Here is a 19,565-nt window from a genome sequence, read left to right as displayed (position 1 = left end):
GACCGGAGCGTGGCAGTGCGGCGTGGATGTCCGCGACTTCATTCAAGCCAACGTTCAGCGCTACGAAGGCGGGGCGGAATTCCTTACATCGCCGGTCGGGGCTGCACCAGAAACTGAAACTGAAAATGACACTGACACTGACACGGAAACATCCATGCCGTTGGCATTGCGCGTTGCCTTGCGCGCGGCAGGTGTCTCGTCGGTCCAGGTCGGCATGGCGGGGATTGATCAGTCGCGCACGGGAGGCCGCAGGCAATTCCTCGAAGCCCATGCGCCGCAGATCACCGCAGCGCGCGAGGCGGGGCTGCTGCACGGCATGCCCGAGCCGTTGAGCCGCTGCGCCGTGGCTGCAGACTGCAGGCGCGTCGCGCTGTATGGCGTGGAGTTTCTGCGCAGCCTGTGCAGGCAGCATCTGCGTGCGTTGAATGAAGGGCCGTTCACCCAGGAACTCATGCAGCAGCGCCGCAGCCTGTCCGAGCAGATGCTTGCGCTCGAAGAACTGCGCGACGTGGCGCTCTCGCAGGAGGTGGACATCGGCAGGCCCGCCGCAAACGCGCATGAAGCGGTGCAGTGGATGACGCTGGCCGCCATGGCAGTGGCTGGTGAGTGCGGTGGCGCGGCGTTTCCCATGGCGCGTGCCACGGCGTTTCTCGACATCTACATTCAGCGCGACATGGACGAGGGGCGGTTGAACGAGCCGCAGGCGCAGGCACTGATCGATGGATGGCTTCTCAAGCTCGGCAATCTGCGGCTGCTCTGCGGTGCGGAACCGGGCGAAGTTGATGGTGATGCCGCCACGCTGCTGGAATGCATCGCCGGCATGTCGCAGGATGGGCAGCCGCTCGTCACGCGCACCAGCTTCCGGTGGCTGCATGCGCTGCATCGTTGCCCTGCGGAGCGGATGACGACCGTGGCGGTGCTGTGGTCTTCGGGATTGCCGCGCGCCTTTCGCAATTTCTGCATCGACGTGGCGCGCGAGTGTGGCGCCGTCCGCTTCGAGAACGATACGGGGCTGCGACGCCATTGCGGTGACGACTACGTGGTTGGCTCGTTCGCACCGGCGCTGCGCATCGGACAGCAGGTGCTGCTCGATGCGGGCCATGTGAATCTGGCCAAGGCGCTGCTCTATGCGATCAATGGCGGGGTGGATGAGGAAAACGGCGTGCTTGTGGTGCGCGGTTTGGGTACGTTCTGGGGTGACGAGTTGGAGTATGACGACGTCGTTCGCCGACTGGATCGCGTGCTGGACTGGCTGGCGGCCAACTGCGTGAACGCCTTCAACAACACGCATTTTCTCCACGACCGACTGGCCCATGCCAGCCTCGCCTTGGCGCTGCACGACAGCGATGCGGAGCATGTGATGGCATGCACTGTCGATGGCCTGTCGGCGCTTGCCGATTCGCTCTCGGCCATCCGCTATGCGCGTGAGCAGGTGCTGCGCAACGAGGATGGTCTGGTGGTGGATTTCAAGGTCGATGAGCCGTTCCCGACGTGCGGTCGCATCGGCGGCGTGGTCGACGAGATTGCGCATGCGCTCTGCGATGTCTTTGCACGGAAGCTGCGCGCGCAGCCATTCATCTACCGCAACGCCCACCCCGTGGTGGTTCCCGCGAGCACTGCGGCCAACGCATCGGCTGGTCGCTGGACGGGCAGCATGCCCTGTGGTCGCCGCGTGGGTGAGGCGTTTGCTCCGTGGTCCACCGACGAGGCGCGGGGCTGGAGCGTGGCACATCCAGCGCCGGATCACCGGGGCAGCGAAAGCGGCGAAAGCGGCGAAAACAGCGAACCGGAAGCCTGTGCAACGCCCGTTGCGTATGCGTATGCGTATGCGGAAGCGGGCTGCCACTGAAAAAGAACGAATGAACGAAAGAAAGCGGAAAGAAAGACTTCGTAGAGGGAGGTGAGGCGCCGGTGTCGTGCCTCGGAGTCCTGGATCGCGCATGGCGAGATTCAGAACGACGGGGCGGGCATTGGCAAATCACAAGAAAGTGGGCACTCGCAGGGTAGAGAAGATTGCGCGAGCAGCCCCGATAAGAGAACGGGGCGGGACCTTTGGTGTTGGGGGTTCCGCCTCGATTCTTGCTTTCTGTTGGTATGCGTGTTACCAGGCGGCGAAGACTTCTTCCGCCAGACCCAGAGCGGTGCTTGCGCCCGAGCCGCTGGTCACCGTCACGGCACGTACCGCGTCGCTTGGCGCATGGATGATGCACGGCACGGCCGAGGACGACGGATAGGTGCCCACCCAGCGTTCGACCACGGTCGCCTCGCTCAGATGCAGTGCCTCACGCAGGTGCCGCAGAATCAGCGCATCCACGTCGTCGCTCGCAAACGGCTGAACGGACGCACCGTAGTGATGCGAGTCGCCGACCACCAGCGTGCCGTCAGCGCTCTGCACCACGATCAGGTGGATGCCGTGGGCGAGCGATGCGGACTCTTCCTGTTCCAGCTGATTGCGCAGATGTGTGGCGGGCGAGAGGGCCGCATAGCCCTCGTAGCGGATCAGGCTCAGGTCTCCCATCACCGAGCCCTGCAATTGAAAGCCCGGCTGCGGCCGCACGCGCAGCATCTGCAGCTGGCATTGGCGCACGCCGTGCTCTTCCCAGACCGGTGCAAACAGCCCACCCGGCGCGGCGTTGGTGCAGACGGCAATGCGCTCGGCCGCATATTCGCCGCGCGTGGTGCGAACGCGGGGCGTGTCGATCTCGACGACGGCCTCGCCGAAGCGGAAATCCACTCCCTTGGCTTCGTGCAGCCAGGCCGCAAGGCGCGGGATGGCGGTGCGTGATTCGACGCGCAGCTCGTGCGGGCTGTAGAGCACCGACTGCAGCCCATCGATGTTGAGGGCTGCATGTCGCCGCGCGGCGGCCTCGGGTGTGAGCAGCTCGCATCCGGCGCTCATGTCGGTTTCCATGAAGGCCTGCAGCACCGCGTGCGCAGCGGGGCGGCGGGCGGTCATCCAGAGACCCTGATGGACCACGTCGATACCCGCTTGCGGCGCAATGCCGGCCCAGATGTCGCGCGAGCGCATGGCGCGCGACCAGTGGGCTCCGGCGCGCTGGCCGGTGACGGTGACGAAACCGAAATTGCGGATCGAGGCGCCGAGGCAGGCCGCGTCGCGCTCGATCACCAGTGTTTTCAGACCGCGCAGGGCGGCGGTGTATGCGTGGGCCAGGCCGACAATGCCTGCCCCGACCACGATCACGTCGTAGTGCTGCTTCATGTTCATGGAGTCAATTCAAACCGGGAGAGAAAAAACGAGAGATTCACAACGAAGAATTTCAGCGATGGCGCCAGTGCTGGGTGCGCCGCTGCAGCCATGAGTCAGCCGCTCCGATGAGCAGACGGCCTGCTGCGGCGGTCACGAAGATCATCGTGGCCATCGCGGCGGCGGGGGCCACGTCGCCCGCGTCGTCCATCGCGAGCACGGCGACCGAAGCCAGCGTGGTTTCGGGCGAGTAGAGAAACACGACGGCGGAGACCGTGGTCATGGCGTTCACGAAGAAGTAGCCCGCGACCTGCATGATCGCTGGAAGGCACACCGGCAGATGCACGCGCCAGAGCACCGTCCAGAACGGCACGCCCATGGAGTCGGCGACGAGTTCGTATTCGCGATCGAGCTGCTGCAGCGCGGCGAGCTGGGTGATGTGCGCGACCGAGAAGAAATGTGCCACGCTGCAGAGCACCAGAATGCCGAGCGAGCCGTACAGAAAGTGCAGCGGATTGCTGCTCGAGTTGAAGAACAGGATGTAGCCCAGGCCCAGCGCCAGTCCCGGCACCGCCATGGGGATGGTCGCAATCGCCTGCAGCCATTGGCGGGCGCGCACGAAGCCGGTGGGCTTGGCGACGAGATAGGCGCTGAGAAAGCTCAGCAGCGACCCCGCCACCGCCGTCGCCACGGCCATGGACAGCGAGTTGGCGTAGCTTGCCCAGCCCCCGCCGTCCATCATGTCGAACTGGTAGTTCTTGAGACTCAGCGTCAGGTTGTAGGGCCAGTAGGTCACGAACGAGGCGAAGACGGCCGTGCCCAGCACCGCGAGCAGCGCGAACGCGACGACGGCGCAATAGACCAGCAGTGCGCGATCCAGCGGTGCATGGGGTTGGGGTACGAGCGGCACGGCGCGCACCGCCATGGTGGCCGACTGGCGCGAGCGCAGGTGGCGCTCCGCCGCGAACGCGATCCCGGCGGGGACCAGCAGCAGCATCGCCACCACCGCGCCCATCGACAGGTTCTGCTGACCGATCACCTGCTTGTAGATGTCGGTCGCCAGCATCTGCGTGTTGCCGCCGATGACTTTGGGCACGCCGAAGTCGGTGACCACGAGCACGAAGACCACGATCCACGAGATCATCAGGCCATAGCGGCTGCTGGGCAGCGTCACCTGGCAGAAGCTGCGCCAGCGGCCTGCGCCCAGCGTGGCGGCGGCCTCGTAGAGACGCGCGTCGCCCGATGCGAGCGTGGTGCACAGAATCATCAGCGCATGCGGAAAGGTCCAGAGCACCGAGCCGAGGATGATGCCGAACGGTCCGTACGCCGTCGATCCCATCAGCAGGCTTTTGAGAATGCCCTGGGTACCGAACAGATAGATCAGGCTGATGGCCATGAGGAGCGACGGCGCGAGCAGCGGCACCAGCGCGATGGCGCGGAAAAGGCGCGCAAGTGGCATGCAGGTGCGCATGACGCCGTAGGCATAGACATAGGCCACCGCCACGCAGATGCTGGCGCTCGCGGCAGAGAGCCAGAGGCTGTTGAGCAGCGAGCGCCCCACGCCGGGCGTTTGGGCATAGGCGATGTATTGCGAGAGGCCGCTGAATTTTCCGTCGCTGCTCCAGAAGCTGTGGCCGAGCAGTGTGCCGACGGGCAGCGCCACGGTGAGCAGCAGCACGGCGAGCATCGCAAACACCAGCACGCCGAGCCAGACGCGTTCCCAATTGAAGGATGATGTCTGCGGCGCCTGAGCGGGGCCTGCAGGTTGGCTGCGGCGCTGTTCGTGCGCGGGGTTTCTGGTTGGGGCAGCGGACGTGCCGTGGATCGGCAGGGGCAGGGCGGCGGAGGACATGGGGAGGCTGGTGCTTGTGCTCGTGCTCATGGGATTCCTCAAGCGGCCTTGCGCTGCAGGGCCTCCGGCGCGGCCAGCGGTTGCAGTGCGGTCGCGGGCAGCTCGACCAGCACCTCGCCCTGCAGCCAGTCGGGCAAGCTGCTGCCGTGGCGCAGCGGCCATTGCGCTTCGATATGGCAATCCAGCGACGGGCTGTGGAGCCGCACCAGCACCATCGGGCCGAGGAAGGAGGTTTCCATCACGCGGGCGCGAAACAGATTGCTCAGCGCCGTGGGATGCGCGGGATGGATCACCACGCTTTCCGGCCGCACGCCGACGAGGATGTTCTCGCCCGCGCCGAACAGCGGGTTGACGCAGACCACCTGCGAGCTGCCGATCTGCACGTGGCGTTCGTCGAGTGCGACGCCGGGCAGCAGGTTCATGCGCCCCACGAAACCGGCGGCGAAGTGGCTGACCGGCTGCGCGTAGAGTTGCTCTGGCGAGCCCTCCTGTTCGATGCGGCCGCGGTGCATCAGCACGATGCGGTCGGCCATGGTCAGTGCCTCTTCCTGATCGTGCGTGACCATGATGCAGGTGATGCCGAGCTTGCGCTGCAGCTCGCGGATCTCGCTGCGCAGTTCGGCGCGCACTTGGGCGTCGAGGGCCGACAGCGGCTCGTCGAGCAGCAGCAGACGCGGCTTGGGCGCGAGTGCGCGGGCGAGGGCGATGCGCTGCTGCTGCCCACCGGAGAGCTGCGCCGGATAGCGCTGCGCCTGATTCGACAGGCCGACGAGCGCCAGCATTTCGGCCACCCGTTCGCGCACGGCTGCGGCGGGCTGTCCCTTGAGGCCGAACGCGATGTTCTGCGCGGCCGTGAGATTGGGAAAGAGGGCATAGCTCTGGAACACCACGCCGAAGCCGCGTCGGGCAGCGGGCCAGCAGGTGATGTCGTCGCCGTTGAAGAGCAGGCGACCTTGATCCGCGCGCTCGATGCCGCAGAGAATGCGCAGCAGCGTGGTCTTGCCGCAGCCCGAGGGGCCGAGCAGACTTACGAATTCACCCGCCTCCACGTCCAGATCGATGCCGCGCAGCACAGTGCTTTCGTTGTAGCTTTTGACGATGTTTTCGATGTGGAGCATTTTTTGTTTTGGGTGTGGGTGTTTTGGGTCGTTTTGAGGCGGCAATACAGCCCCTCATGCGTCGTTGTCGAAGCCTTGCCGTACGGGAGTACTGTCTGCGGCTTAACGCCTCGCCTGAGGGGCTGTCTTGTCGTTGGGGTAGTGGATTCAGAGACCCCGCGCGCTTCGTGGACAGCTGTCTGGGGATCCTTGAGGTGTGCAACCTTGCGCGCGTTGTTCTTACTTCTTTTCCGCCTTGGCTTCGTAGCGGCGGGCCCACTCGGTGAGGATGCGGTCGCGGTTGGCGGCGGACCAGTTGAAGTCGTTTTTGGCCAGCATGGATTCGAGGTTGGCGGGAACGAACTCCATCTTTTCCTGCGCTTCGGGCAGGGCGAGGATCGCGAAGTTGGCGGCGTAGAGCTTGTTGGCTTCAGGCGTGGCGGACCAGTCGGCGAGGGCCTTGGCGGCTTCCTGCTTCTTGCTGGTCTTCATGATGGCGGTGGCCTCCACGTCCCAGCCCAGACCTTCCTTGGGGAAGATGATGTCGATGGGCGCGCCGTCCTTCTTGGTCTTGTTGGCGCGGTATTCAAAGCTCAGGCCGATGGGGAATTCGGCTGCGCCCGCCTGGCGGCAGGGCTTGGAGCCGCTGTGGGTGTACACGCCCATGTTCTGGTGCAGCGCGTCCATGTAGGCCCAGCCCTTTTCTTCGCCCATCATCTGCAGCCACGCCGCCACCATCAGGTAGCCGGTGCCGCTCGACGCGGGGTGCGGCATCGAGACCATGCCCTTGTACTCGGGCTTGGTCAGGTCGGCCCAGCTGGTGGGTGTCGCCACCTTGCGCTTCTGGCCTTCGACGGTGTTGAAGCAGACTGCCGACGACCACAGGTCCATGCCCACCCAGGTGGGAGTGGCGTTCGGGTCGCGCATGGTGCTGCGCACCTTGGCGAGGTTCTTGGGCGCATAGGGCTGCAGCATGCCCTGCTTGTCGAGCAGCATCAGCGAGGTCGCCGCGACGCCCCAGATCACGTCGGCCTGCGGGTTGGCCTTTTCGGCGAGCAGGCGCGCGGTGATGATGCCCGTGCTGTCGCGCACGAACTTGAGTTCGATCTCGGGATGGGCGCTTTCAAAGCCGGCCTTGTATGCCTTGATCTGGTCGGCTTCGAGCGCGGAGTACACCAGCAGTTCGGTCTTTGCGGCGTGCGCCATGCCGGTCAGGCCGATCAGCGTGACGGCAGCGGCGGCAGTTGCCAGGGTGGCGCGGCGGGACCAGGAAACAAGAGTAGTGCGCATGGCTTGGGTGATTTCAGTGATGGGGTGAAATGACATATCCGACGTCCGGTGTTGGGTGTCCGGATTCGGAATGAGCACGAATGTAGGCAACGGATGTGAAATGCCTGTGTCACGCAATCGAAATTTTCCAAACCGGTTATTGGTGGATTTGCGTCGTGCCCCTATGGTGAAATGCGGCATCCGTTTCGCTCAAGAAGTTCTGCGCCGATTCACATGTTTGTCACACAGTTGAAATCTTTCTTCATGGTCGCGAGGCTCGGGAGCATCACGCTCGCGGCCAAGCAGCTGGGTCTGAGCCAGCCCACCGTGACTACGCAGATCCGCGCGCTCGAGGAGCACTACGGTGTCGAGCTGTTCCGCAGGCAGGGTGGCCGTCTGGCGGTGAGCGACGACGGCGTGCGGCTCCTGCCGATGGTCGAGGCGTTGATGCAGCAGGAGAGCAATGTCGAATTCGCGCTGCGCAACGCCGGCGATGTGAACCAGGGGCAACTGCGGCTCGGCGCCACCGCGCCGTACTACATCCTCGACATCGTCAAGCGCTTTCAGGATCTCTATCCGCGCGTCGACGTGGTGATCGGCACCGGCAATTCGCGCCAGACCAGCGAGGCGCTGCGCGAGTTCCGCGTCGATCTCGCGACCTCATCGCACAAGGAAACCGACGCCCGCCTGCTGCGCCTGCATCTGGGCGCCGATCCGCTGGCGCTGGTGGTGCACCGCCAGCATCCGCTGGCCACGCAGCGCTCGGTGCGCGTGGCGCAGCTTGCCGGCTGCCAGCTCATCATGCGCGAGACGGGTTCGATGACGCGCGAGAAGACCGAGGGGATGCTGGCCGCTGCGGCCGTCACCCCGCAGCGCACGTTAGAGATCACCAGCCGCGAGGCCATTCGCGAGGCGGTGATCCGCAACATGGGCGTGAGCGTGTTCGCGCGGCACGAGGCCTCGGCGCATCCAGACCTGCTGGTGCTGCCGTTCGAGGAAGAGGTGCCGCTGATCGACGAGTATCTGTACTGCCTGCAGGAGCGGCGCAACGCGCGCCTGATCGCGGCGTTTCTGCTGGAGTGTGAGGCGGAATGTTGAAGGGCGCGTGACCAAGAACAGGGTGGTCATCGCTTTGCTGGATGAGCGATGGCCACTGAAGTTCAGGCCGCCTCCAGCCACCTTTTTGCCGCGCTCATCACGCACCGCGTGAGCCGCTCCAGCGATGCCTGCGCTGAGCGCGGGTGGGCCCAGTACATCGGCACGTCGAGCGGCTTGCGGGGAACGAGTTCCACCAGCGTGCCCTGTGCGAGCTGCTGCTCGATCAGCACCGTGGGATGCATGCCCCAGCCCATGCCGACCTCGCAGGCGCGCACATAGCCGTAGTTGGATGGGATGAAGTGGCGCGGCGGGGCGGAGCGCGCGGCCTGCAGGCCGTACTGGTGCATCCAGCGGTCCTGCAGCTTGTCGTTGCGGTCGTAGGTCATGATGGGCGCAAGGGCCAGTGCGGCGGGCGTCACGCCGTCGGGGAAGTACTGTTCCACGTAGTGCGGGCTTGCCGCGGCCACGTAGCGCATGGTGCCGAGCGGCCAGGTGTTGCAGCCCGCGATCGTCGTGGCGGTGGCGGTGACGGCGGCGATCACCTCTCCTTCCTTCAGACGTTGGGCGGTGTGGTCCTGGTCGTCGATGCGCAAGTCCAGCAGTTCGTTGCTGCCTGCCGTGAATTCGGCCATGGCGTCCATGAACCAGGTCGAGAGCGAATCGGCGTTCACCGCGAGCTTGAGCGTGGGTATCGGCGTGTCGCTCAGCAGGTCGGGGTTGCTGCGCCGCAGTTCGTTCTCGAGCAGGGCGACCTGTTCGGCGTGCAGACACAGCCGCTTGCCCGCCTCGGTGCCGGTGCAGGGCGAACCGCGCAGGATCAGTACCTGTCCCACGCGTTCTTCGAGCTGCTTCACGCGCTGGGACACTGCAGATGAGGTGACGTGCAGTCTGCGCGCCGCACGCTCGAAGCTGCCCTCGCGCACCACGGCTGCGAGGGCTTCCAGTCCGGCGTAGTCGAGCATTAAGCAATCCTTAATATACGTTAGTGATTTTAAGTTTACTTAAATATGCTGCGGACTCAAAATCGGCCCCATGTTCTTCCAGACCGCAGCATCCTCTTCGTGGCTCGCAGGCTTCACCGTCTGCCTCTCGCTCATCGTCTCCATCGGTGCACAGAATCTCTATGTGCTCCGCCAGGCGGTGCAGGGCGAGCATGTGCGCGCCTGCGTGGCATGGTGCGTGTTGAGCGACGCGCTGCTCGTGGCCGTGGGCGTGGCCGGCATGGCACAGATTCTTGGCGCATCGCCAACGCTCGCGCATTACCTCACGCTGGGCGGGGCGCTGTTCCTGCTGGCCTATGGCCTGTTCGCATGGCACCGCGCGTTCTTTGCGGCCGACCAGAAGCTCGACGCGTCCGGCACCAAGGCCGAGCGCAGCCTGCTCACCGTGCTGAGCGCGCTTGCGGTGATCACGCTCGCCAATCCGCATGTGTATCTCGACACCGTCGTGCTGATCGGCTCGATCGGCGCGCAGCAGGATGGCTGGTACAAGTGGTACTTCGTGATCGGTGCGGCCTGTGCGAGTCTCACGTGGTTTGTGCTGCTGGCCGTTGCGGGCCGCAAGCTGCAGGGCGTGTTCGCCAATCCCAAGGCCTGGCGCGTTCTCGACACGCTCACCGGCGCGATGATGTTTGTGCTCGCCTGGTGGGTCTATCAGGGGCTCCAGACTTCCTAAATCTCGCTGAGCCGCCATCTTTGAAAAGGATGGCGGCTTTTTTTCGTTCTGGCTTTGATCGTGACGCCGCCTTTGGCGGCATTGGTCCATCGTTTTGGGGCGAGGATATGGGCCATATCGCGTCGTTGCACCTCCTTGCCGTACCGAAGTACTGATCTGCATCGGTGACGCCTAGCGCTATGGCCCATATCCTCGTTGGGGTGCTTGTTCGAGCGCTCCGCTCGCTTCGTTTGCCCGCTGCTGCATGCGGGGCTTGTTTTGCACCTTTTAGCCGAGCCAGTACTGCAACCCCATGAAGGCTGCTACTCCGGCCAATACGGTCACGAACAGGCTGCGCGAGATCAGTCCGCAGACGGTGGCTATTGCTGCGGCCATTGCCGAGATGCTGAGGCCCGAGCTGCTCCATTCGGGCTTGAGGATCAGCTCGGCCGCGACCATGGCGGCCATGATGGCGGCGGGGATGAAGCCGAGCCAGTTGCGCGCGGTGACTCCCAGGCGGATGCGCGACATCAGCAGGATCGGCAGCACGCGCAGCAGCAGCGTGACGAGGGCGCTGACGAGCAGCGCGATATATCCAGCGGTGCTCATGCGTTGGTGCCTCCGCCTTCGACGCGTGACTTGCGGTTGAGCAGCACCGTCGCGACGCTGGCCGCGCTCACCGTGGCGAGCAGGATCACCACGTTGGCATCGAGCCGCTTGACGAAAACGGCCACCACCAGCACGGCGACCGCCACGGCCACGAGCTCAAGCATGCGCTGGCGGCTTGCGAGCCAGGTCATCAGCAGCAGGGCGATGAACATGGCGACAAGGCTGAAGCCGAGCCCGTGCACCAGCGATTCGGGCAGCGTGGACGCCAGCAGCGCGCCCATGAGGTTGGCGATGATCCAGTTGAGCCACGCGGTCACGTTGAGGCCGAGCAGCCACGCGAACGGCAGATCACCGTGCCTGTTGCCGTATTGCGCCGCGACGGCGAAGGTCTCGTCGGTCAGCAGCGCGCCACCGATGAACTTCTGCATCGCTGTGGAGCGGGTGAAATACATCGCCATGTACGAGCTCATCAGGATGTGGCGCAGATTGATCAGCAGCACACCGGCCACGATGGACAGCGCACCCGCACCGGCCGCGTAGAGCGAATAGAACAGGAACTGTGCCGATCCCGCATAGAGCAGGCCCGAGAGCAGCGTGATCTCGAGCGGCGAAAAGCCCGAAACGGTGCCGATGGCGCCCGCCGCGAAGCCGATGCTCCAGTAGCCGAGGATCGTCGGCAGGCAGGCGATCACGCCCGCCTTGAAGAGGGCGGTGCTCGTCGATGGGCTGGAGTCCTGCTCCTTGTCTGTCACGGTCTGGTTCACGAGAAAATCCGATTCGCCCATGAAAAAAGCGCTGTCGAAACAGCGCCTGGGGCTTGGCTGCGAGAGGCGGGATTATCCGCCCATCGCGATCTCCGTGTGAGTCACTCAGAATGCAGGAACGACGGCACCCTTGTACTTTTCCTGGATGAACTTCTTTACCTCGGCCGAGTGCAGGGCCTTCATCAGCTTGGCGATGATGGGGTCGTTGGCGCGGTCGGCGCGGGCGGCGACGATGTTGGTGTAAGGCGAATCCGCGCCTTCGATGAACAGCGCATCCTTGGTTGGATTCAGCTTGGCTTCGATGGCGTAGTTGGTGTTGATCAGGGCGATGTCCACGTCACCCAGCGCGCGTGGCAGCAGGGGGGCTTCGAGTTCCTTGAACTTCAGCTTCTTGGGGTTCTTCACCACGTCCAGCGGCGTGGGCGTCAGGCTCTTGGCGTCCTTCAGCTCGATGAGGCCTTGCTTGGCCAGCAGGATCAGCGCACGGCCGCCGTTCGATGGGTCGTTGGGGATCGCCACGGTCGCGCCGTTCTTCAGATCCTTGATGTTCTTGATCTTGCTGGAGTAGGCACCAAAGGGCTCCACGTGCACCTTGCCGTTGGGCACTTCGACCAGCGAGGACTTGCGGTCCTTGTTGTAGCTGTCGAGGTAGGGCTTGTGCTGGAAGAAGTTGGCGTCGAGCTGCTTGTCTTCCACGGCCGCGTTGGGCTGCACGTAGTCGCTGAATTCCTTGATTTCCAGATCCACGCCGTCGGCCTTGAGCTGGGGCTTCACGAAGTTCAGGATTTCGGCGTGCGGCACCGAGGTGGCGGCGACCTTGAGAACGTCGGCGGCTTGTGCGCCAAAGGCCAGTGCTGCCAGAGCCAGTGCGGTCAGAGATTTCTTCAACATGTCCAGATGATCCTCAAAAAGATGTTTCTTTGCAGGCGTCCTGCGCGGCGGGTTGGATGATTGCCACCCGCGCTCATGACTGGTTACAGAACGCCAGTGTAATTCGTTCGGTTGACCATTGCCTCGTTTTTAAATTCATATCCATATAAAGAATGGATATTTAATAACCTCAAGGCTGAAAGTGGTCAGCGTGGCTTGTTCAGCGCACGACTTCCAGAAGGCGGTCCAGACCGCCTTGGTTGATCGCCACCTTGGCCTGCGCGCGCACGGTGGGCTTGGCATGGTAGGCGACCGACAGGCCGGCTTCGCCCATCATCGGCAGGTCGTTGGCGCCGTCGCCCACGGCGATGGTCTGGCTTGGGTCGATGCCCATGAGCGAGGCCATTTCGAGCAGCGTGCGGCGCTTTTCTGCGCCGTCGCAGATGTCGCCCCAGGCCTGATCGACCATGCGGCCGGTGAGCACGCCATTTTCGATCTCGAGCATGTTGGAGCGGGCGAAATCGATGCCCAGGTGCGCCTTCACGCGGTCCGAGAAATAGGTGAAGCCGCCAGAGACCAGCAGCGTCTTGAGGCCTGCCGCCTTGGCCGCATCGATCAGTTCCTTGGCGCCGGGGTTGAACTGCAGGCGCTCGGAGAACACGCGGTCCAGATCGGCGGCGGTCACGCCCTTGAGCAGGGCCACGCGCTGGCGCAGGCTTTCCTTGTAGTCGGAGATCACGCCCTGCATGGCGGCCTCGGTGATGGCGGCCACTTCGGCCTTGCGGCCCACCGCGTCGGCGATCTCGTCCACGCATTCGATGCTGATGAGCGTCGAGTCCATGTCGAACGCGATGAGCTTGTAGTCAGCCAGATTGAGTGGCGCAGTGACTCCGCGCAGGACGAGGCCGGGGGCAAATTCTGTGGCTTGGGGCATGTTGGGAACCAATGCGCAATGCAAATTGAAGGAAAGCCGTAATGGTAGTGCGATTGGAAAGAGCCTTGGCGCGAAAGCAATGCGTGCGCCATGAAAACAGGGACAGCTCCCCGGCGGGCGCTGTCCCTGTGTATGTCGGGGTTGGTCTGCCCAAGGCTTCACTTGGGTTTGGCTTCAGGGGGCTTGCGCAGGAACAATCCGGTGAAGAAGCCCGCCATACAGACAATGAATCCGAGACCGACGACGGACATGAGGCCGTAGTCGGTGGAGAACAGATCGCTCAGTGCTTTCATGAAGAATTCCTTCCGCAGGAGTGGTTGAGATCTTGCTCTCACTATCGCTGCAGACAGGGATTCATGGCTTGTGATTGATCAAAGGCGTGATACAGACCGTTACTGCCGTGCGGGTCACGGCTCGTGTGAGCGGGGCTTGGGCAGGTAGAGGTGGTCCGACCAGGTCGCCAGCCACTCGGGTTTGAAGGCCACGAAGATCGCTGTCAGCATGCCGGTGATCAGCCCGTCGCTCCATGCCATGAGCCAGCGCGCGACCAGGGCCAGCCCGTCGTCCACCTCGGTCGTGAGCGCATGGCCGCTCCATTGTGTGAACACGCCCGTGATGAAGACACATGCGACGGTGCCCAGAAACGCTCGTCCGAGCACGAATACAAACATGCGCGTGCCGGTGAAATGGCGAATCAGCGCACCCAGCAGCATGGCAAGGGTCGCAGGAATGACGCCCAGCCAGGCGATGGCCGACAGCGCGTCGCTCCAAGCCAAGGCGGGCGTGAGCGCCGCAGCGATGGCGCCCACGATCCACAACACCGGAATCGCGAGCGGCCAGCCCAGCATCAGCACCAGCAGGCAGGCGCCCGAGAGTTGCAGCGGCAGCGGCATGCGAACGAGCGTAGGCAAGGCCCACAGCCAAGGCAGCAGCACGAGCGAGGCAAACAGCGGCGTCACCAGCGGAGAGACGCGACGTTTTGGACCCTCGGGCGTGCGCAGCGTCGTCGAGCCCAGCATGCGCCACGGCCTCAGCCATAGCGCGATGGCGAGGGCGATGAGGCTGATGGCGGTCTCCACGATAAGCATGGTGCTTCCATGCTATCCCAAACGGGCGCTCAGGCGGCCATCTCGGTCGTGGGTTTTCCGAGGCTGCGCAGGATGTCCCGCACCAGATGCGCGCGGTCCTTGGGGTCGGGCAGTTCGCGTTCGATGCGCAGCTTGTCGTTGCCGGCGAGCTTGATGTGCTTGTTCTTCTGCACCAGCTGGATGATGTTCATCGGATCGATTGGCGGCTGGGGCTTGAAGGTGATGTTGATGACGCCCGGCGCGGCGTCGACCTTCTGCACGCCATACGGCTGGCTCATCACGCGCAGTCGGTGCACGTCGATCAGCGTCTGGGTCTGCGCGGGCAGCTTGCCGAAGCGGTCGACGATCTCTTCGAGCAGCGTGTCGATCTGCTGCGGTGTCTTGGCGGTGGCCAGCTTCTTGTAGAACGACAGGCGCAGGTGCACGTCGCCGCAGTAGTCGTCGGGCAGCAGGGCGGGCGAGTGCAGATTGATGTCGGTGGTGACGGACAGCGGCGAGAGCAGGTCGGGCTCCTTGCCCGCCTTGAGCGCGGCCACGGCCTCGGAGAGCATCTCGTTGTAGAGCTGGAAGCCGATTTCCATCATGTTGCCGCTCTGGTTGTCTCCCAGCACCTCGCCCGCGCCGCGAATCTCGAGGTCGTGCATCGCGAGGTAGAAGCCCGAGCCGAGCTCCTCCATTTGCTGGATCGCCTCCAGGCGCTGCGCGGCCTGCTTGGTGAGTCCGTCGATGTCGGGCACCATCAGATAGGCATAGGCCTGATGGTGCGAGCGGCCCACGCGCCCGCGCAGCTGGTGCAGCTGGGCGAGGCCGAACTTGTCGGCGCGGCTCATGATGATGGTGTTGGCGGTGGGCACGTCGATGCCGGTCTCGATGATGGTCGAGCACAGCAGGATGTTGTAGCGCTGCGCGACGAAATCGCGCATTACCTTCTCGAGCTCGCGCTCGGGCATCTGGCCGTGGGCGACGGCGATGCGCGCCTCGGGCAGGATCTCCTCGAGCTTCTGCTTGCGGTTCTCGATGGTCTCGACCTCGTTGTGCAGAAAGTAGCACTGGCCGCCGCGCTTCAACTCACGCAGCACGGCCTCGCGGATCACGCCTGTGCCCTCGTTGCGAACGAAGGTCTTGATCGCCAGACGCCGCTGAGGCGCGGTGGCGATCACCGACAGATCGCGCAGGCCTTCGAGCGCCATGCCCATGGTGCGCGGAATCGGCGTGGCGGTCAGCGTGAGCACGTCGACCTCGGCACGCATGGCCTTCATGGCTTCCTTGTGGCGCACGCCGAAACGGTGTTCCTCGTCGATGATGAGCAGGCCCAGATTCTTGAACTTGGTCGATTCGGAGAGCAGCTTGTGCGTGCCGACGACGATGTCCACTGTGCCTTCGGCGATGCCCTTGACGGCGGCCGTGATCTCCTTGCCCGAGCGGAATCGCGAGACCTCGGCGACCTTGATCGGCCACTTCGAAAAGCGGTCGATGAGCGTCTGGAAATGCTGCTCGGCCAGCAGCGTGGTCGGCGCGAGAAACGCCACCTGCATGCCGCCCATGGCCGCGACGAACGCGGCGCGCAGTGCGACCTCGGTCTTGCCGAAACCCACGTCGCCGCAGACGAGGCGGTCCATCGGCTGGGGGCTGATCATGTCCTGGATGACCGCGTGGATCGCAGCCTTCTGGTCGGCGGTTTCGTCGAAGCCGAAGTCGTTGGCGAACTGCTCGTAGTCCTGCACGTTGAAGCGGAACGCATGGCCCTGGCGCGCGGCGCGGCGGGCGTAGATGTTGAGCAGTTCGGCGGCGGAGTCGCGCACCTGCTCGGCGGCCTTGCGCTTGGCCTTTTCCCACTGGCCGCTGCCGAGCTTGTGCAGCGGCGCTTCGTCGGCCGACACGCCGGTGTAGCGGCTGATGAGCTGCAGCTGGCTCACCGGCACGTAGAGCGCGGCCTTGTCGGCATATTCGAGGTGCAGGAACTCCTGCATCGCGGGCGTGCCGTCGGGGTTCTTCTGGCCGATGTCCATGTTGATCAGGCCGAGGTAGCGCCCGATGCCGTGCGCGCTGTGCACCACCGGGTCGCCGACCTTCAGCTCCGACAGGTCCTTGATCAGCGCGTCGACATCGCTGACCTGTTCCTGCTTGCGGCGGCGGCGTGCGGTGCCGGTGGCGGAGAACAGCTCGGTCTCGGTGACGAAGTCGATGCCGCCCTCGATCCAACTGAAGCCGGTGGCGAGCATCGATGTGGCGATGCCGATTTTCTCGTCTCGCGTGTGCTGGAACTCGGCCAGTGAATCGAACGCGGGCGGATTCAGGTGCGAGGCACGCAGAAAATCGAGCAGGCTTTCGCGGCGGCCGTCGCTCTCTGCGAGCAGCAGCACGCGGTGCTGGCCCGACAGAATGTGCGCCTGCAGTCTGGCGAGCGGGTCTTCCGCGCCGCGGATCACCGAGAGATCGCCGAGCTTCTGGAAATGCGCGTTGTCCGGCACGTCCTCGACGTTCGGGCGGATGGCAAGCTGTGCGTGGTCTTTGGCGCGGGCGTAGAACTGGTCGGCACTCAGAAACAATGTTTCGGGCGGCAGCACCGGGCGCTCGGGATCACCCTGAACGAGGCGAAAGCGCTCCTTGGTGTCCTGCCAGAAGCGCAGGAACGCGGCTTCGAGATCGCCATGCAGCACGACGGTGGTGTCGGCGCCGAGGTAGTCGAACATCGTGGCCGTGTCGTCAAAGAACAGCGGCAGGTAGTACTCGATGCCCGCCGTCGCGACGCCGTTGCCCATGTCCTTGTAGATGCGGCTCTTGGTGGGATCGCCCTCGAGCAGTTCGCGCCAGCGGTGGCGGAACTTGGCGCGGGCGTCGTCGTCCATCGGAAATTCGCGGCCGGGCAGCAGGCGCACTTCGGGCACGGGGTAGAGGCTGCGCTGCGTGTCGGGATCGAAGGTGCGGATGGTGTCGATCTCGTTGTCGAACAGGTCGACGCGGTAGGGCACGGCCGAGCCCATGGGGAACAGATCGATCAGCCCGCCGCGCACCGCGTATTCACCGTGGCTCACCACCTGCGACACGTGCGAATAGCCCGCGAGCGTGAGCTGTGCGCGCAGTTTGGCCTCGTCGAGCTTCTGCTTGGCCTTGAAGTGAAAGGTGTAGCCCGCGAGAAACGAGGGCGGTGCGACGCGGTAAAGCGCCGTCGTCGCGGGCACCAGCACGACGTCGACCTCGCCCTGCGAGATGCGCCAGAGCGTCGCGAGGCGCTCGCTGATCAGGTCCTGGTGCGGAGAGAAGGTGTCGTAGGGCAGGGTCTCCCAGTCGGGAAACATCGCGCAGCGCAGCTTGGGCGCGAAGAACTCCATCTCGTCGATCAGGCGGCGCGCGTCCGTCGCGTCGGCGGTGACGATGGCCACCACCCGCTTGTGCGACTTCTCCCGCTCGGCCAGGCGCGCGAGCAGCAGCGCATCGGCCGAACCGGCGGGGCGCGGCATGGCAAAACGTTTTCCGGGCGAGAGTTTGGGCAGATCCATGGGAAAGCAGTCAGCAGTGACGAAACGGGGGAGACGAAAACGACAAAAACCCCGTTGCGAAGGCAGCGGGGGTGTTCAGGGCTCCATTTTAGAGAACCCGCATTTCGTATGCTGGGTAGTGACTTCGGTAGAACCTCCAGGGACCCTCTGCACAAATCAGATCGACGCATGCTTGCGCGGACTCGGGCGGTCTACGGCGTTGAAAATCCTCGCGATAGCTACGGCTATCGCTGCAGTTTTCGCCTTGTAGCCCATCCCGATCCACACAAGCTGCTTGTCAATTGATTTGTGCAGAGGATCCCTAGTCCGCTGTCTACAATCGGGACAACATGAATTCGAACGAAGCACAACAAGAAAGTGGGAGCGCCGGGGCGCGCTGTTTCGCACTGCTGCCGTGCGCCGGAGTGGGCTCGCGCGCGGGAACGGCGCAGCCCAAGCAATATGAGCCGCTGGCCGGAAAGATGCTGGTCGAGCACACGCTGGCCGCCTTTGCGGCGGTGCCGCGCATTGCGGGCGTGCATGTGGTCGTGACGCCGGGCGACGGCACGTTGCGCAAAGACGGTGCGCGCTGGAGCCTGATCGACGGCGGTGGGCCGACGCGTGCGTCCAGCGTCTTCAACGGGCTGCGTTTTCTGCTCGCGAGCCGGACCGCCACGCGCGACGACTGGGTGCTGGTGCACGACGCCGCGCGTTGCCTGGTCACGCCCGCCGAGATCGATGCGCTGATCGACGCATGCATGCCCGATGCCGTGGGCGGCCTGCTCGCGCTGCCGCTGCCCGACACGCTCAAGCTCGCGGTCGATGGCCGCAGCGCGGCGACCATCGACCGCGCCGACAAGTGGCTGGCGCAGACGCCGCAGATGTTCCGCGCGGGGGCGTTGCACGACGCGCTGGAAGCCCGCGCGGCGCAGGATTTCGCGGGCATCACCGACGAGGCCAGCGCCATCGAGGCGGCGGGTCTGAGGCCACTGCTCGTGCCCGGCAGCGCGCAGAATTTCAAGGTCACTTACCCGCAGGATTTCGCGCTGGCCGAAGCCATCCTCTGGCAGCGCGCCAACCGCCCGGTGAATCGTCCGGCAAGTCGTCCGCTGAGTAACGAGAAAAGCAAGACATGAGTTCCCAAGACATGAAGTTCCCCCCGTTCCGCATCGGCGAAGGCTGGGATGTGCACGCGCTGGTGCCGGGCCGCAAGCTGATCATCGGTGGCGTGGAGATTCCCCACACGCTCGGGCTGCTGGGCCATTCGGATGCCGACGTGCTGCTGCACGCGATCACCGACGCGCTGCTCGGCGCCGCTGCGCTCGGTGACATCGGGCGGCATTTCCCCGACACCGATCCGCAGTTCAAGGGCGCGAAGTCCGACGTGCTGCTTGCTGAAGCCGCGCGCCGTGTGCGTGCCGAAGGCTACGAAATCGGCAACATCGACAGCACCGTGATCGCGCAGGCCCCCAAGCTCGCGCCGCACATCGGCGCGATGTGCGCGGTGATCGCGAAGACGCTGGACCTGCGCGTCGACCAGGTCAACGTGAAGGCCAAGACGGCCGAGCGCCTCGGCCCCGTGGGGCAGGGCCTGGCCATCGAGGCGAACGCGGCGGCGATGCTGTTCCGCGTGTGATCGCCCGGCGG

17 protein-coding genes are annotated in these 19,565 nt (G+C 64.6%); 5 read left to right on the top strand and 12 right to left on the bottom strand.

All coding sequences use genetic code 11. The features are described 5' to 3' along the window. Positions 1-154: 154 nt before the first annotated feature. A complete protein-coding gene (locus ISG32_RS19735; protein ID WP_194772725.1) occupies positions 155-1,849 on the top strand; it encodes a pyruvate formate lyase family protein in 1,695 nt (564 codons plus the stop codon). 252 nt (positions 1,850-2,101) lie between these two features. On the opposite strand, the gene ISG32_RS19730 is transcribed toward ISG32_RS19735, so the two are convergent. From ISG32_RS19730 to ISG32_RS19715, 4 genes are all read right to left on the bottom strand, one after another. Next, positions 2,102-3,226 (bottom strand): TIGR03364 family FAD-dependent oxidoreductase, encoded by a 1,125-nt coding sequence (locus tag ISG32_RS19730; RefSeq protein WP_194772724.1) that lies wholly within the window; start codon positions 3,224-3,226, stop codon positions 2,102-2,104. 52 nt (positions 3,227-3,278) lie between these two features. Further along, positions 3,279-5,087: a putative 2-aminoethylphosphonate ABC transporter permease subunit gene (locus tag ISG32_RS19725; protein ID WP_194772723.1), complete on the bottom strand. Its 1,809-nt coding sequence runs from the start codon at positions 5,085-5,087 to the stop codon at positions 3,279-3,281. Between the two features lie 8 nt (positions 5,088-5,095). Next, a complete protein-coding gene (locus tag ISG32_RS19720; RefSeq protein WP_194772722.1) occupies positions 5,096-6,175 on the bottom strand; it encodes an ABC transporter ATP-binding protein in 1,080 nt (359 codons plus the stop codon). 219 nt (positions 6,176-6,394) lie between these two features. Beyond that, on the bottom strand, positions 6,395-7,444 hold the full coding sequence (locus ISG32_RS19715) for a putative 2-aminoethylphosphonate ABC transporter substrate-binding protein (protein ID WP_194772721.1): 1,050 nt from the start codon (positions 7,442-7,444) through the stop codon (positions 6,395-6,397). Between the two features lie 213 nt (positions 7,445-7,657). Between ISG32_RS19715 and ISG32_RS19710 the strand changes: the two genes are divergently transcribed. After that, positions 7,658-8,521, top strand: a complete 864-nt coding sequence (locus ISG32_RS19710; RefSeq protein WP_194772720.1) for a LysR substrate-binding domain-containing protein — start codon at positions 7,658-7,660, stop codon at positions 8,519-8,521. Between the two features lie 62 nt (positions 8,522-8,583). Here ISG32_RS19710 and ISG32_RS19705 read toward each other — a convergent pair whose 3' ends face one another. Next, the gene (locus tag ISG32_RS19705; protein WP_194772719.1) at positions 8,584-9,483 is read right to left on the bottom strand and encodes an HTH-type transcriptional regulator ArgP; all 900 of its coding nucleotides are present in this window, start codon (positions 9,481-9,483) and stop codon (positions 8,584-8,586) included. A 70-nt stretch (positions 9,484-9,553) separates the two neighbouring features. On the opposite strand from ISG32_RS19705, the gene ISG32_RS19700 reads away from it, so the two are divergent. Further along, complete coding sequence (locus ISG32_RS19700) at positions 9,554-10,195, top strand: LysE/ArgO family amino acid transporter (RefSeq protein WP_194772718.1); 642 nt, start codon at positions 9,554-9,556, stop codon at positions 10,193-10,195. 267 nt (positions 10,196-10,462) lie between these two features. Here ISG32_RS19700 and ISG32_RS19695 read toward each other — a convergent pair whose 3' ends face one another. The 7 genes from ISG32_RS19695 to mfd all read right to left on the bottom strand — a co-directional run bounded on the left by ISG32_RS19695 (position 10,463) and on the right by mfd (position 17,939). After that, on the bottom strand, positions 10,463-10,783 hold the full coding sequence (locus ISG32_RS19695) for an AzlD domain-containing protein (protein ID WP_194772717.1): 321 nt from the start codon (positions 10,781-10,783) through the stop codon (positions 10,463-10,465). Then, the gene (locus tag ISG32_RS19690) at positions 10,780-11,547 is read right to left on the bottom strand and encodes an AzlC family ABC transporter permease (RefSeq protein ID WP_323745965.1); all 768 of its coding nucleotides are present in this window, start codon (positions 11,545-11,547) and stop codon (positions 10,780-10,782) included. Before ISG32_RS19690 ends, ISG32_RS19695 begins: the two co-directional genes overlap by 4 nt. 105 nt (positions 11,548-11,652) lie before the next feature. Continuing rightward, positions 11,653-12,438, bottom strand: a complete 786-nt coding sequence (locus ISG32_RS19685; protein ID WP_194772715.1) for a MetQ/NlpA family ABC transporter substrate-binding protein — start codon at positions 12,436-12,438, stop codon at positions 11,653-11,655. A gap of 199 nt (positions 12,439-12,637) precedes the next feature. Next, positions 12,638-13,351, bottom strand: a complete 714-nt coding sequence (serB, locus tag ISG32_RS19680; protein ID WP_194772714.1) for a phosphoserine phosphatase SerB — start codon at positions 13,349-13,351, stop codon at positions 12,638-12,640. A 158-nt stretch (positions 13,352-13,509) separates the two neighbouring features. Further along, positions 13,510-13,644 (bottom strand): DUF3149 domain-containing protein, encoded by a 135-nt coding sequence (locus ISG32_RS19675; RefSeq protein WP_194772713.1) that lies wholly within the window; start codon positions 13,642-13,644, stop codon positions 13,510-13,512. 114 nt (positions 13,645-13,758) lie between these two features. Next, on the bottom strand, positions 13,759-14,439 hold the full coding sequence (locus ISG32_RS19670) for a hypothetical protein (RefSeq protein WP_194772712.1): 681 nt from the start codon (positions 14,437-14,439) through the stop codon (positions 13,759-13,761). Positions 14,440-14,468: 29 nt separating this feature from the next. Further along, complete coding sequence (mfd, locus tag ISG32_RS19665) at positions 14,469-17,939, bottom strand: transcription-repair coupling factor (RefSeq protein WP_194772711.1); 3,471 nt, start codon at positions 17,937-17,939, stop codon at positions 14,469-14,471. A 329-nt stretch (positions 17,940-18,268) separates the two neighbouring features. Between mfd and ispD the strand changes: the two genes are divergently transcribed. Then, complete coding sequence (gene ispD / locus ISG32_RS19660) at positions 18,269-19,054, top strand: 2-C-methyl-D-erythritol 4-phosphate cytidylyltransferase (protein ID WP_194772710.1); 786 nt, start codon at positions 18,269-18,271, stop codon at positions 19,052-19,054. Between the two features lie 11 nt (positions 19,055-19,065). Further along, complete coding sequence (gene ispF, locus ISG32_RS19655) at positions 19,066-19,554, top strand: 2-C-methyl-D-erythritol 2,4-cyclodiphosphate synthase (RefSeq protein WP_166311858.1); 489 nt, start codon at positions 19,066-19,068, stop codon at positions 19,552-19,554. The last annotated feature ends 11 nt before the right edge of the window (positions 19,555-19,565 follow it).

It is taken from the genome of Diaphorobacter caeni (assembly GCF_015354245.1).
Taxonomy (GTDB): Bacteria; Pseudomonadota; Gammaproteobacteria; order Burkholderiales; family Burkholderiaceae_C; genus Diaphorobacter_A; species Diaphorobacter_A caeni.
The sequence above is the reverse complement of the archived record's forward strand: the minus strand, read 5'-3'. Positions and strand labels throughout refer to the sequence as shown.

Coding starts and splice junctions, on each gene's coding strand:
- ISG32_RS19725 (WP_194772723.1), bottom strand. CDS start 5,087: ATGAGCACGAGCACAAGCACCAGCCTCCCCATGTCCTCCGCCGCCCTG.
- ISG32_RS19695 (WP_194772717.1), bottom strand. CDS start 10,783: ATGAGCACCGCTGGATATATCGCGCTGCTCGTCAGCGCCCTCGTCACG.
- ISG32_RS19675 (WP_194772713.1), bottom strand. CDS start 13,644: ATGAAAGCACTGAGCGATCTGTTCTCCACCGACTACGGCCTCATGTCC.
- ISG32_RS19685 (WP_194772715.1), bottom strand. CDS start 12,438: ATGTTGAAGAAATCTCTGACCGCACTGGCTCTGGCAGCACTGGCCTTT.
- ISG32_RS19715 (WP_194772721.1), bottom strand. CDS start 7,444: ATGCGCACTACTCTTGTTTCCTGGTCCCGCCGCGCCACCCTGGCAACT.
- mfd (WP_194772711.1), bottom strand. CDS start 17,939: ATGGATCTGCCCAAACTCTCGCCCGGAAAACGTTTTGCCATGCCGCGC.
- ISG32_RS19705 (WP_194772719.1), bottom strand. CDS start 9,483: ATGCTCGACTACGCCGGACTGGAAGCCCTCGCAGCCGTGGTGCGCGAG.
- ISG32_RS19670 (WP_194772712.1), bottom strand. CDS start 14,439: ATGCTTATCGTGGAGACCGCCATCAGCCTCATCGCCCTCGCCATCGCG.
- ispD (WP_194772710.1), top strand. CDS start 18,269: ATGAATTCGAACGAAGCACAACAAGAAAGTGGGAGCGCCGGGGCGCGC.
- ispF (WP_166311858.1), top strand. CDS start 19,066: ATGAAGTTCCCCCCGTTCCGCATCGGCGAAGGCTGGGATGTGCACGCG.
- ISG32_RS19720 (WP_194772722.1), bottom strand. CDS start 6,175: ATGCTCCACATCGAAAACATCGTCAAAAGCTACAACGAAAGCACTGTG.
- serB (WP_194772714.1), bottom strand. CDS start 13,351: ATGCCCCAAGCCACAGAATTTGCCCCCGGCCTCGTCCTGCGCGGAGTC.
- ISG32_RS19710 (WP_194772720.1), top strand. CDS start 7,658: ATGTTTGTCACACAGTTGAAATCTTTCTTCATGGTCGCGAGGCTCGGG.
- ISG32_RS19730 (WP_194772724.1), bottom strand. CDS start 3,226: ATGAACATGAAGCAGCACTACGACGTGATCGTGGTCGGGGCAGGCATT.
- ISG32_RS19735 (WP_194772725.1), top strand. CDS start 155: ATGCCGTTGGCATTGCGCGTTGCCTTGCGCGCGGCAGGTGTCTCGTCG.
- ISG32_RS19700 (WP_194772718.1), top strand. CDS start 9,554: ATGTTCTTCCAGACCGCAGCATCCTCTTCGTGGCTCGCAGGCTTCACC.